Raw genomic sequence first — 12,422 nt, 5'->3', positions numbered from 1 at the left:
TTTCTATTTCTTGTTTTGTATATATTTTTTTGCTCATCAGAAAAACCTCCACTTAAAACTAGTCTATAAAAGTATAACGAAAAAACTCTAAAAAATAACCCGAAAACCAAAACACTCTTTTTTGAGTGTCTAGTTTTCGGGTAGAGATTCATTCAGTTGATTAGACTTCGTTTTTTATTAGTGCTATAGTTGTCCATATTGTTGCGAGCGCAACTATCTATCTTGAGGAGGGATGAAATGGAATTTTTAATGCGCTATATCAACCGGACAACACGCTTGTCAGAACTGTATCGAAACGAAAAAATGAAAAAGTATGACTTAAGTGGAATGCATCATACATACATCATAAATATTTGTCAGAATCCGGGTGTTTCTCAAGATGATTTGGCTCAACTGATTTACGTCAATAAGAGCAATGTAACCAGGCAATTATCAGTTCTTGAAAAAAAGGGATACATCATACGTAAGCAATGTACTATGGATGCTAGAAAATTACTGGTATATCCGACTGATAAGGCACATGATGTTTACCCGAAAGTCGTGGATATACTTAGAGAATGGAATGACATTATTTTTGAAGGACTATCAGAGACAGAACAGAGTGAACTCGAAAAGCAATTAAAAAAAATGATGGAGAAAGCAAGAGCTGAGGTTCAAGACTTTTAAACATTAAAATAGAGAGGCCGTTACGTATGAATTTATTGATTCGTTATTTAAAACCATTATGGAAAAGAATGCTGCTGGGATTCTCAGTGAAATTTACAGGAACAATCATGGATCTGTTTTTACCATGGATACTGGCCTATATGATCGATGTGATCGTCCCTACGGGGAATATCAATAGAGTGATCTTATGGGGAGGGGTAATGGTCATTTGTTCCATCATCGCTGTTGTGACAAGTATCAAAGCAAACAGGATGGCATCCAGCGTTGCAAAAGACGCTGTAGAAAATATCAGACATGATTTGTATGAAAAGATATCTTACTTATCAGCGAGTCAGGCCGATTATTTCAGTACGCCTTCTCTGATTTCCCGTTTGACTTCAGATACTTACAATACCCACCGGACGATCGGGCTGATGCAGCGGATAGGTGTACGTGCGCCCATTCTGCTGATCGGGGGAATTGTTATGACCTTGACACTCGATCCGACGCTTACACTAGTTATGATAGGGGTGTTACCTTTTGCGACAATTACAGTCTATACACTATCTAAACGAGGGGTCCCCCTTTTTGATAAACTACAGCAGGAAGTAGACAAACTCGTTCGGACAGTCAGAGAAAACATAACTGGAGCGCGAGTGATCAAAGCACTGTCTAAAACCGATTATGAAAAAGAACGGTTTGAAGGAGTCAATCAGCGTGTAGTAGCGGCTGAAACAAAAGCCAATAAGACGATGGCTGCGACAACCCCTTTGATGAATCTGTTTTTAAATTGTGGACTGGCATTAGTTATTCTGGCCAGTGCGTACCGAGTGAATGCGGGACTGACTCAACCGGGTGTCGTTATTGCCTTTATGACCTACTTTACGATCATATTGAATTCGATGCTGAGTATCACACGTATCTTTGTTCTTTTTTCAAGAGGGATTGCTTCAGCGGATCGGATTCACGAAATAATCAACACAGAACCGGATCTGAATGTGCTGCCTAGAGATGAGAAGAGAGATACAGCACATATCAGGTTCGATCACGTGTCGTTTGGCTATCATTCCGGAAAACACATTCTGAAAAATATTGACTTTAAACTTAATAAAGGAGAAACCTTAGGCATCATAGGAGCGACAGGGAGTGGGAAAACATCCATTATTAAATTGCTTTTGAGATTATATGATACAGATGAAGGAAGTATCCGTATCGATGGAGTCAATGTAAATAGCTTGAGTTTGAAAGACCTTCACACAAAGTTTGGAGTAGCTTTTCAAAATGGCTTTTTATACGCAGACACCCTAAAGGAAAACATTGATTTTGGACGAAACATAACTGAAGATTCTATCTCTATGGCAACTGAAGATGCACAGGCGAAAGAATTCATTGACTCACTTGATGAAGGGTTAGAGCATCGATTGAATGCTAAGGGAACCAATTTAAGTGGGGGTCAGAAACAGCGTGTCTTATTATCTAGAGCATTAGCTAAGAATCCGGAAATATTGATACTGGATGATTCCTCAAGTGCCCTGGACTATAAAACGGATTCTAACCTTCGTAAAGTCTTAACGGAAAAATACGCAGATACCACAACGATTATGATTGCTCAAAGAGTCAGTTCCATCCAGCAGTCTGATGCCATCATTATGCTGGATAACGGAGAAATGATTGGATACGGTACGCACGATGAGCTGATGGAAAGCTGCCTGCCATACAGAGTAATATATGAAAATCAGTCAGGAGGAGAACACGTTGCCTAGAGGAGGAAGACGCACACCAAGTGCAAGCAAGCCTGGAAAACTGAAGACGAGTCGCTGGCACGTGTTAAAACGGTTATGGGGATATCTGTACCGGTATAAATGGTTGCTTCTTCTGGCAACTGTTCTGATGGTTACCAGTAATCTCTTTTCACTAGTTGGTCCTTATCTATCCGGACTGGCCATTGATTCGATTCAACCAGGTCCCAATAATGTCCTGTTTAATCAAGTCTTTTTCTATGTTGGCCTGATGATTGCTTTCTTCATCCTGTCCTCTATTTTGGAGTACACGATGCAGCGTATCATGATTAGGCTGACACAAAAGACGATACACCGTATGCGGAAAGATGTCTTTGATAAAATGTCAGAACTGCCAGTCGGCTATTTTGACCAGCACCAGATTGGAGATATTATTAGCCGAGTGACATATGACATCGACACAATCAATCAATCGCTTTCCAATGATTTTATTCAAGTGTTGACCAGCGCAATTACCATTATTGTGTCTTTAACCATGATGATACTGATTTCGCCTATTCTGACGTTAGTATTTTGTATTACGATACCGGCTTCTGTATTGTTGACGCGTTATATGGTCAGCCGGTTCCGTCCTTTATTCAGAAAACGATCAGAGAAGCTGGGAGAACTGAACGGATACGTGGAAGAAATGATCTCAGGTCAGCAGACGATCAAAGCGTACAATCAGGAAGAAAACATGATCAAACGCTTTGATGAAAAAAATGACGAAGCCGTTAATGCGTATTTTAATGCAGATTATTATGGAAGTATGGTCGGACCGTCGATCAACTTTATCAACAACCTATCTTTATCACTGGTCAGTGTAGTAGGTGCGCTTTTGTTCTTAATGAACATGTTGACACTGGGAGCAGTATCCTCATTCGTTCTCTATTCAAGACGATTTTCCGGTCCCATCAATGAGCTGGCGAATATTATCAGTGAATTGCAGTCAGCATTTGCTGCTGCTGAACGGGTCTTTCTTTTGATGGATGAACCTGCAGAATCTGCAGATGTAAATGATGCGCATGTCTACAATGACGTGAAAGGAAATGTCAGCATGAACGATGTGTCTTTTGGCTACACACCAGACAAAATGACGATTCATGACCTGGACTTTAAAGCACCGGAAGGTAATGTGATCGCTATAGTCGGACCAACCGGGGCAGGGAAAACGACGCTTGTAAACTTACTCATGCGTTTTTATGACCCGAACGAAGGGGAAATAGAACTGGATGGCCTGGACACGACATTAGCCACACGTGAAAGTCTCAGATTATCTTATGCAATGGTCCTTCAGGATACATGGCTCTTTTCCGGAACGATATATGATAATTTAGCTTACGGGAAAGAAAATGTCAGAATGGAAGAAGTGGAAGAAGCCGCAAAAGCAGCACAAATCCACAACTATATTATGAGTCTGCCAAAGGGATATAATACAGTGATTGATGAAGAGGGACTGAATATTTCTCAGGGACAGAAACAATTACTGACGATTGCGCGAGCAATGATTCTGGATGCTAATTTACTGATTTTGGATGAAGCAACGTCTAATGTCGATACTCAGACAGAAATGAAAATCCAGCATGCGATGAAAAAACTAATGAAAGATAAGACGTCATTCGTTATTGCCCACCGCTTGTCGACTATTCGTAATGCAGACTCGATCTTAGTTGTTGACGATGGACGCATAGTCGAGCAGGGAAATCATGAAGAATTACTGGAAGAAAAAGGGGTGTATTCTGAACTTTACTATTCTCAGTTTGAGAAATATGCATAGAAAAAGCTGTTCAGTCGAAAAAGAGGACTGAACAGCTTTTTTATGTTTATAATAGAAGAAACGTGGCTAAACTGATCATTAAGGGCATGGTGACGATTGAGAAAAAGCTTGCTAAAATGATAATGCGGGCACCATATTCGTAATCTCCACCATACAGTTGGGAGAAAAGAGCCGTGTTCACAGCAGTTGGCGTACAGTTAGCGATGGCCAGTACAAGCAGTACTTCAGGATGACTGATTGGCAGAAGCCATATTAAAAATAAAGCTAATAGAGGAGAAATGACTAAGCGTACGGCAACTATCCAGTAATTTGATTTTACCAGGAATATTTCTTTCATTTTGCTACGGGCCAGATAGCCTCCGAGTAGGATCATTCCAAGTGGGGAGCTCAATCCACCAATTGTATCCAAGCTGTTGTACAGCACTTCAGGAAGTGGGATACGCGTGATATAGAGTCCGAATCCGACTAACGCCCCTATACTTGCAGGGTTTGTCAAAATAGACTTGACGGTGATTGGCTGTTTGCCTTCTGATAGTATCCATATGCCATAGGTGAACTGGAATACAGCCGATGTTACAATATACATGGATAAGTAAAAAATACCTTCATAACCAAGGATGGGAAGGATAATCGGAATCCCCATAAAAGCTGTATTTGAAAAGACAATAGCATATTTATCAATTTTGGACCGTTTTCTAAGTAGAGTATGTGCAATGAAAATACGAGATAAGGTAATGGCCAGTGCTCCCAGTAGAGATGTGAACAGGAGTTGAAGCTGATTTGTATTATAGTCTTGCTGGAATGACAGCATCAGGACTATTGGAATGACAAATTTCGTTACAATGTTAGCTAACTGCTGACTGCCACTCATATTGAGGAAACTGATTTTAACCAAAACAAATCCGAACATCATAATGAAAAACATTTGAAGCAACTGATTAAAAATAACTGAAGATATATCCATACGTTTTGTCTTCCATCCAATCTATAGTAAACTTGTTTTATTAATACTTTATCATAATACTATACGCCCAATTTTAATCAAATGCAAAGTAATGTATGCTTGTGTAAGTGATGAGATTAAAGGAGAGAAGTCAATTGGAATTAAATGCTGTTCACCATGTTGCGATTATAACGAGCGATTATCAAAAGTCTAAAACGTTCTATACAGAAGTATTAGGGCTGGAAATCATTAGAGAAAATTATAGAAAAGAAAGAGAGTCATACAAGCTTGATCTGAAGATCGGTTCTAATCAGATCGAACTATTCTCATTTCCAAATGCGCCTGCACGCGTTAACGGTCCGGAAGCGGTTGGCTTACGTCATTTGTGTTTTGAAGTGGCTAATGTAGATGAAGTAAAACGGTCACTAGAAAAGAAAGGGATCGATGTTGAAGAGGTAAGAGTTGATTCTTATACAGCCAAACGGTACACTTTTTTTAAAGACCCTGATGGACTGCCACTGGAGTTATATGAACAATAATTGAACGCAAAAAAGCGCCCCTGTTTCCGCAGGGGTGCTTTTGCATAGAAAGGAGATGATTTATGAAAAAGAAAACTAGTAGTACTGCTACTAACTTTGTTTCTAAGGTAATGATAACGCATACATTAAAAATAGTCAATGCTTTTTTTAAAATCGCCCAAAAAGTGAACGCTTTCAAATGTAGGCGTTCAAGCGAACTCGAGATGCTGGAATGCTTGACGATAAGTCAAAAGTAAGGCAAAATGAAAACATAATCATTTAGGAGGACAAACATATGCGTAAGAGAATGCTGCACACATGTGTAAGAGTAAAAGATCTTGACAAATCACTGGCCTTTTACAAAGAAGTGCTGGGATTGAAAGAAGTTCGAAAACTGGACTACCCGGATTATAAATTTACACTCGTTTATCTGGCGCTTCCTGGAGATGATGTAGAGTTGGAGTTAACGTACAATTATGATCAGGAGGAAGCCTACGACTTGGGGAACGGATATGGCCATATTGCAATAGGCGTTGAAAACCTGGAAGACACGCATGAAGAATACAGTCAGTCAGGTCAAGATGTGACGGATTTGAAAGAATTATCAGATGGAGCTGCATCCTTTTTCTTTATTAAAGATCCAGATGGCTATAAAATAGAGATTATTCAGTTAAAAGACTAAGTACATTTAGTTTAAAGCGACTAACATACGCCGGGATTTTTTCCGGTGATACATACCGAGGGGAGATTGTTTTATGGGGGATTTAGTTTTTGATACGGGGGCGTTTCACTATCCGTCTAGAAGAGAACTGGTTTACGGCAAAAAGGGGATGGTATCGACTTCTCATCCGATTGCTGCACAAGTTGGTCTGGAGATATTGAAAAAAGGGGGAAACGCAGTTGATGCAGCAATCGCTACTGCTGCTACTTTGGCGGTCGTCGAACCTGGATCCAACGGCATTGGAGGGGACAGTTTCAGTATCATCTGGAAGGATGGGAAGCTTCACGGGTTGAATGCAAGTGGTCCATCTCCTGAAGGGCTGGATCCTGAACAGTACCTGTCAAAAGAAAAAGTTTTTCCCACCTTCGGAATCAACGCCACAACTGTTCCGGGAGTCCCAGCAGGGTGGGTGGCATTAAATGAGAAACACGGCAAACTTAGCCTGGAAGAAGTCCTTGAACCAGCTGCCAACATAGCTGAAGAAGGATTTGTGATTACACAGACGGTCGGTCAAGCATTCAACCGGACATTCAAACGCTTTACTAAAGAAAAAGATCAGTATCCAGAACTGGAGTCCTGGTTTGAAGTGTTTGCACCTGAAGGGAAGCCAATGAAGGCACTCGATACGTTACAGTTGAAAGGACATGCAAAGGGACTGCGACTCATTGCTAAGACTAAAGCTGAAGCATTTTATAAAGGTGATATAGCGGATCAGATTGATGCTTTTTCCAAAAAATATAAAGGGACTCTACGGAAAGAAGACCTGAGCTCGTATCAGCCTGAATGGGTAGACCCGGTTTCCATTGATTATAAAGGACACCAAGTATGGGAGATGCCACCTAATGGGCAGGGAATTGTTACACTGATGGCCTTGAATACATTGAAACATATGGAATTAAAAGGAAAAGACGAACCTGACACTATTCATAAGCAAATCGAGGCTATGAAGCTAGCTTTCGCAGATGGGAATCTGACTATTTCAGATTCAGATACAATGAGAGTGTCAAATGAAGCACTTTTATCTGATGCTTATGCTCAGGAGAGAGCAAAGCTCATTACCTCACAGGCGATTGATGCTGAACCGGGTATCCAAGATTCTTCTGGAACAGTTTACCTCGCAACTGCAGATGCTGAGGGAAATATGGTTTCTTATATTCAAAGCAACTACATGGGATTCGGTTCAGGCGCTGTGATTCCTGAGTATGGCATCAGCTTGAATAACCGGGCTGTTGGTTTTTCCTTGCAGGAAGATCATGTTAATTGTCTAGCCCCAGGTAAGCGTCCCTTCAACACCATTATTCCAGGATTCCTCACAAAAGGATCTAAAGCACTGGGACCTTTTGGTGTAATGGGAGGACATATGCAGCCTCAGGGGCATCTGCAGGTTGTTCAGTCCATGATCGACTTTAAACTTAATCCACAGGATGCGCTCGATGCACCGAGATGGCAATGGGTAAAAGGTAAAAAAGTATTGGTTGAGCCGACTATGGCGCTGTCGATTCTCACAGATTTAAAAAACAGAGGACACGACATAGAAGTCGAACTGGAAAAAGGGCAGTTCGGCCGAGGTCAGATCATTTTAAGGACGGATAAGGATGTCCTTGTCGGAGGGACAGAGCCACGAACAGATGGCAGTATAGCTGTCTGGTAACTGTCAATAAACGAGTAAATAAACGTGAAGGCGGAGAGAGACATGGCTATACTGGCATTTGATATTGGAGGTACGACTGTAAAATACGGTACTTGGTCAAATGAAACACTGACAGATAAAGGGAATTTTAAAACGCCCAAAACCTGGGAAGAAATGAAAGGAAAGCTGGTCCAGATCAAAGAAGCGGTTGAAGTCAAACACTCTTTGGAGGGGATAGGTTTCTCAGCTCCTGGAGCAGTCAATCAGGAGGCCAGGCAAATAGAAGGAGTCAGCGCAGTAAGGTATCTGCATTTTTTTCCGATATATGATGAACTTGAAACGTTGTTCGGCTTGCCCGTATCCTTTGAAAATGATGCGAACAGTGCGGGACTGGCTGAAGTCTGGAAAGGCGCGGCAAGACATAACGATAATGTGATATTTGTTGTGGTCGGTACTGGTATAGGCGGGGCTGTCATTGTGGATAAGAAGGTCCAGCAAGGTAAACACTTATTTGGAGGAGGATTCGGCTTCATGCTGTTGAATGAACGACAGACTTTCAGTGAAATTGGGACTGCCGTTTCCATGTCTCGAAGATACGCCAAAAGAATGGGAATCCCTGCGGATGATATTGATGGCAAGACAGTATTTCAGTTGGCAAACCAGGGAGACACAATAGCGAAAGAAGAAGTGGATGCTTTCTTCTTTTATCTAACCATGGGGCTATATAATCTGGCGTATGCCTTTGACCCGGAAAAAATAGTCATTGGCGGAGGAATCTCCAGCATGGATGGGATACTGGACAGAATTGATTTAGAATTTGATGCCCTTTTTAACAGACTTGAACATAGTCCTTTCAGACCAGTAATAGAAACGTGTGAATTCAAAAATGATGCAAACTTGATTGGTGCTGTTTATAACTTTATTCAAAAAAATAAAGAATAGAACGGGATCTCTGTGGAGGAAGACTGATGAAAATCAACAAAAATGATATACTGCTGTTTATTGGAGATAGTATTACCGATGTAGGCAGAGACCGCACGGATGGGCAGGATATGGGGAATGGGTTTCCTTTGTTGATTGCTGCGCACCTTCTGGCTGCTTTTCCGGATAAGCGACTGACTGTTTTGAATAGAGCCATAGGTGGAGACAGCCTCGGAGATCTGAAAAACCGATGGGAACATGATTGTTTGATCATTAATCCTGATATCGTAACGATTCTCATCGGCATCAATGATACATGGCGAAACCAGAATGATGGGAAGACCATAACTGAAAAAGAACTGGATGAATTTGAGTCTGACTATCGATTTTTACTGAAGTCACTTCATCAGCGAACTGATGCTCGAGTCGTTCTGATGGAACCGTTTGTTCTGCCATTTCCGAAAGACCGTGTAAACTGGCGGGAAGATTTAGATCCCCGTATACAGATAGTTCGTAAAATGGCTAGGGAATATCAGACAGAGCTGGTTCCCCTTGATGGAGCATTAAATGCACTGGGTATTAAGAACGGATTCAGTTACTATACGGGGGATGACGGGGTTCATCCAACGGTAGCGGGGCATGGCGTCATTGCAAAAGCCTGGTTGGATTCTGTAGTAGAAGAAAAATAGAGTTGCTTTTAAAGTCAGAGCATGCTATTATTATTCTTATGCGATGAGTCGAGTACTCCATTTTATTAAATGGAGACTTTTGCACGGTACAGATGCTATGCATCACAACGGGAAGTTGGTATCGGAGGAAAAATTGATGTGAACCTTTTTTCCTCGCTTGTATTTATACAAGTTGCTGAAAAAAGCGTAGACGTTATGTCTGCGCTTTTTTTGTATGCAAAAATTAGTTTGTTAGTTTAATAAATTAATGTTTGAATTCTCTCGATTATAAGGTAAGATTGAACTTATATATGTAAGCGATAACAAAAGTGAGGGGAGCTAAACCATTGAAACTTAAAAAATTAAACAATAAACTGTTCATTGTTGCGCTGGGATTGCTATTGTGCGTTCCACGTACTGTTGCTGCAGAAGATGTGTTTGATTTGATGATTGGGTTTGAAGAGGATGCAGGAGATTTCGAGCCACGAGGAGAAACGGAGCAGGTGGAAAGGACCACTGAAGATGCCTATACGGGAGATTACGCCCTGCAAACCACTGAGCGTAGTCAGGAGTGGCATGGCCCAGCTGTCCAGATCCAGGATCAGATTGAGATCTCAACGGAATACGCATTCTCAGTCTGGGTCAAGTTGATGGAAGAAACGACGGTAGAGTTACAACTGTCTACACAGGTAGGAGATGGGGACAATGCCAGTTATCAGACGATCGATACGCAATCTGTTTCATCTGATGAGTGGGTCGAACTTCAGGGGACGTATAGATACGATGCTATTGTTGATGATTTTGTTAGTGTCTATATAGAAAGTACGACTAGTGACTCTGTCTCCTTTTTGATCGATGACTTTTCAATGCGGGCTGCTGGATCGAGTAGTGATATCAGTATACAGACTGAATTGACGCCACTAAAAGATATTTACGAAGACTACTTTTTGATTGGAAATGCGGTGTCAATGGCGGAATTGGAAGGACAGAGATTAGATTTGTTGAGACATCACCATAATCTTGTCACTGCTGAAAATGCAATGAAACCTGAATATGCCTATAACGCAAACAGAGAATTTGATTTTTCTGACCAGGAACGACTCGTCAATCGAATCCAGGAAGAAGGGTTTGAATTGCATGGACATGTCTTAGTATGGCATCAGCAGTCACCAGAATGGCTGCATACGGAAGATGGACAGTTATTATCACGTGATGAGGCTCTGGAAAATATGTATACGCATATAGAAGAAACAGTTCTTCATTATGGTGATGCTGTTATTGCCTGGGAAGTCGTTAACGAAGCGATGAATGACAATCCTAGAGACCCTGAAATGTGGCGGGCTATGTTGAGACGCTCCGACTGGTTTGATGCTATCGGGGATGATTACCTGGAATTGGCCTATCTGAAAACGAGAGAAGTGCTGGATGAGAACGGCTGGGAAGATGTCAAACTATATTATAACGACTATAATGATGACAATCAGAGTAAAGCAAGCGCCATTTACTATATGGTTAAAGAATTGAACGAGAATTATGCTGAAGAACACCCTGGAGAACTACTGATAGATGGAATAGGCATGCAGGGGCACTATAATAGTGGAACAAATGTGGATTTTGTCCGCCTGTCTATTGAACGATTCAGAGAACTTGGAGTAGAAATAGGCATAACCGAATTAGATATCACTGCCGCTAATACAGGTGAATTGACTGAAGAGGAAGAAAAAAATCAGGCTGTATTATATGCTCAGCTTTTCTCTTTATACAAAGAACATGCGGACATCATCTCCCGTGTAACGTTCTGGGGACTGAATGATGCAACCAGCTGGAGAGCTGAGAGAAATCCATTGCTCTTTGACCGTGATCTTTTAGCGAAAGAAGCTTATTATGCAGTGGCCAATCCGGAAGAATACCTGGCGCAAAACGATGGATCAGAAACAGATACAGAAGCAATTGAAAAACGGGCTGGACAGGCAATGTATGGAACGCCTCAACTGAGTGAAGAGTTGGATGATATCTGGCATTCCGCAGAAGAACTGGCCATTGACCAACACCAGTTAGCTTGGCAAGGGGCAATAGGCACCGCACGTGTCCTTTGGGATGAAAATTATCTCTATGTACTGGTTAATGTAGAGGATTCATCAATTGATACGGGCAGTGAGTTTCCGTGGGAACAAGACTCAGTAGAAGTTTTTCTGGAAGAAACATTTAATCAATCATCTTCCTATGAAGAAGGAACAGGTCAGTACCGGGTTAATGCTGAAGGTGAAGAGACGTTTGGTGAGATGACGGATAATACATCTATAGAATCTGTTGTTGTAGAATCAGCAGCCGGTTATTCTGTTCAGGTTGCTATACCATGGGTGGATCTATCTCCTGAATCAGGAGAAAGAATTGGATTTGACCTGCAGATCAATGATGCTGAGTCAGGAAACCGTGAAAGTGTGGCCGTCTGGAATGATTTATCAGGACAAGCTTTCCAGGACCCAACTGTATTTGGCGAACTGGAGTTAATACGCTCAGAAGAATCTGGTGCTCTATCTGAAATGGAGGGAACTGATTCAAATAATACCTTACCACTTGTAGTAGCTGGATTAGTCGTATTGGTGGCATCAGTTATAGTTGTTATAATTTATAGATTAAGAGAAAAGGGATAAATTAAGGAAAAGGCCGGCAATTGCTGGTCTTTTTTTATGCGTAAATGAAAATAGTATTATTAATAACTCATTGCAGTAAGCAGAAAAAATGTAATCAAATGGTATTAAAGAATCTAAAGTGAAAAAAACAAAAAAAGTATTGCTTTTTTGAGAGAAAAAGCATATTA

Annotated in this window: 10 protein-coding genes; 9 read left to right on the top strand and 1 reads right to left on the bottom strand. The window is 41.2% G+C overall.

Annotated features, from left to right (window positions below; all coding sequences use genetic code 11):
* The first annotated feature begins 237 nt into the window (after window positions 1-237).
* Genes CLV38_RS08790 through CLV38_RS08780 form a run of 3 tightly spaced genes read left to right on the top strand, consistent with a single transcriptional unit; the run spans window position 238 to window position 4,200 of the window.
* Window positions 238-666, top strand: coding sequence for a MarR family winged helix-turn-helix transcriptional regulator (locus CLV38_RS08790; RefSeq protein ID WP_106194265.1), 429 nt, complete (start codon window positions 238-240; stop codon window positions 664-666).
* Window positions 667-692: 26 nt separating this feature from the next.
* The gene (locus CLV38_RS08785) at window positions 693-2,408 is read left to right on the top strand and encodes an ABC transporter ATP-binding protein (RefSeq protein WP_106194262.1); all 1,716 of its coding nucleotides are present in this window, start codon (window positions 693-695) and stop codon (window positions 2,406-2,408) included.
* Window positions 2,401-4,200 (top strand): ABC transporter ATP-binding protein, encoded by a 1,800-nt coding sequence (locus tag CLV38_RS08780; RefSeq protein WP_425427782.1) that lies wholly within the window; start codon window positions 2,401-2,403, stop codon window positions 4,198-4,200. The genes CLV38_RS08785 and CLV38_RS08780 overlap by 8 nt, the downstream gene beginning before the upstream one ends.
* A gap of 46 nt (window positions 4,201-4,246) precedes the next feature.
* Here the strand turns inward: CLV38_RS08780 and CLV38_RS08775 are convergent, their stop codons facing one another.
* Window positions 4,247-5,164 carry an AEC family transporter gene (locus CLV38_RS08775; RefSeq protein ID WP_106194256.1) on the bottom strand — a complete coding sequence of 306 codons (918 nt, stop codon included), beginning with the start codon at window positions 5,162-5,164 and terminating at the stop codon, window positions 4,247-4,249.
* Window positions 5,165-5,298: 134 nt separating this feature from the next.
* On the opposite strand from CLV38_RS08775, the gene gloA2 reads away from it, so the two are divergent.
* The 6 genes from gloA2 (at window position 5,299) to CLV38_RS08745 (ending at window position 12,255) form a co-directional block, all read left to right on the top strand.
* Window positions 5,299-5,682, top strand: coding sequence for an SMU1112c/YaeR family gloxylase I-like metalloprotein (gene gloA2 / locus CLV38_RS08770; protein ID WP_170068856.1), 384 nt, complete (start codon window positions 5,299-5,301; stop codon window positions 5,680-5,682).
* A gap of 274 nt (window positions 5,683-5,956) precedes the next feature.
* Window positions 5,957-6,343, top strand: a complete 387-nt coding sequence (gene gloA / locus CLV38_RS08765) for a lactoylglutathione lyase (protein ID WP_106194249.1) — start codon at window positions 5,957-5,959, stop codon at window positions 6,341-6,343.
* 73 nt (window positions 6,344-6,416) lie between these two features.
* Complete coding sequence (gene ggt, locus CLV38_RS08760) at window positions 6,417-8,033, top strand: gamma-glutamyltransferase (protein WP_106194246.1); 1,617 nt, start codon at window positions 6,417-6,419, stop codon at window positions 8,031-8,033.
* Between the two features lie 42 nt (window positions 8,034-8,075).
* On the top strand, window positions 8,076-8,954 hold the full coding sequence (locus tag CLV38_RS08755) for an ROK family protein (RefSeq protein WP_106194243.1): 879 nt from the start codon (window positions 8,076-8,078) through the stop codon (window positions 8,952-8,954).
* 26 nt (window positions 8,955-8,980) lie between these two features.
* On the top strand, window positions 8,981-9,622 hold the full coding sequence (locus CLV38_RS08750) for an SGNH/GDSL hydrolase family protein (protein WP_106194240.1): 642 nt from the start codon (window positions 8,981-8,983) through the stop codon (window positions 9,620-9,622).
* Between the two features lie 326 nt (window positions 9,623-9,948).
* Complete coding sequence (locus tag CLV38_RS08745) at window positions 9,949-12,255, top strand: endo-1,4-beta-xylanase (RefSeq protein WP_106194237.1); 2,307 nt, start codon at window positions 9,949-9,951, stop codon at window positions 12,253-12,255.
* Window positions 12,256-12,422 lie beyond the last annotated feature (167 nt).

Origin of the sequence: Alkalibacterium olivapovliticus, from assembly GCF_003003275.1 — a bacterium.
Taxonomy (GTDB): Bacteria; Bacillota; Bacilli; order Lactobacillales; family Carnobacteriaceae_A; genus Alkalibacterium; species Alkalibacterium olivapovliticum.
Note: the sequence above shows the minus strand (reverse complement) of the source record. Positions and strands in the feature narration are given on the sequence as shown.

What these genes read in the sequence shown, in the direction of transcription:
- CLV38_RS08790 (WP_106194265.1), top strand. Translation starts at nt 238, where the DNA reads ATGGAATTTTTAATGCGCTATATCAACCGGACAACACGCTTGTCAGAA.
- CLV38_RS08785 (WP_106194262.1), top strand. Translation starts at nt 693, where the DNA reads ATGAATTTATTGATTCGTTATTTAAAACCATTATGGAAAAGAATGCTG.
- CLV38_RS08775 (WP_106194256.1), bottom strand. Translation starts at nt 5,164, where the DNA reads ATGGATATATCTTCAGTTATTTTTAATCAGTTGCTTCAAATGTTTTTC.
- gloA (WP_106194249.1), top strand. Translation starts at nt 5,957, where the DNA reads ATGCGTAAGAGAATGCTGCACACATGTGTAAGAGTAAAAGATCTTGAC.
- ggt (WP_106194246.1), top strand. Translation starts at nt 6,417, where the DNA reads ATGGGGGATTTAGTTTTTGATACGGGGGCGTTTCACTATCCGTCTAGA.
- CLV38_RS08755 (WP_106194243.1), top strand. Translation starts at nt 8,076, where the DNA reads ATGGCTATACTGGCATTTGATATTGGAGGTACGACTGTAAAATACGGT.
- CLV38_RS08750 (WP_106194240.1), top strand. Translation starts at nt 8,981, where the DNA reads ATGAAAATCAACAAAAATGATATACTGCTGTTTATTGGAGATAGTATT.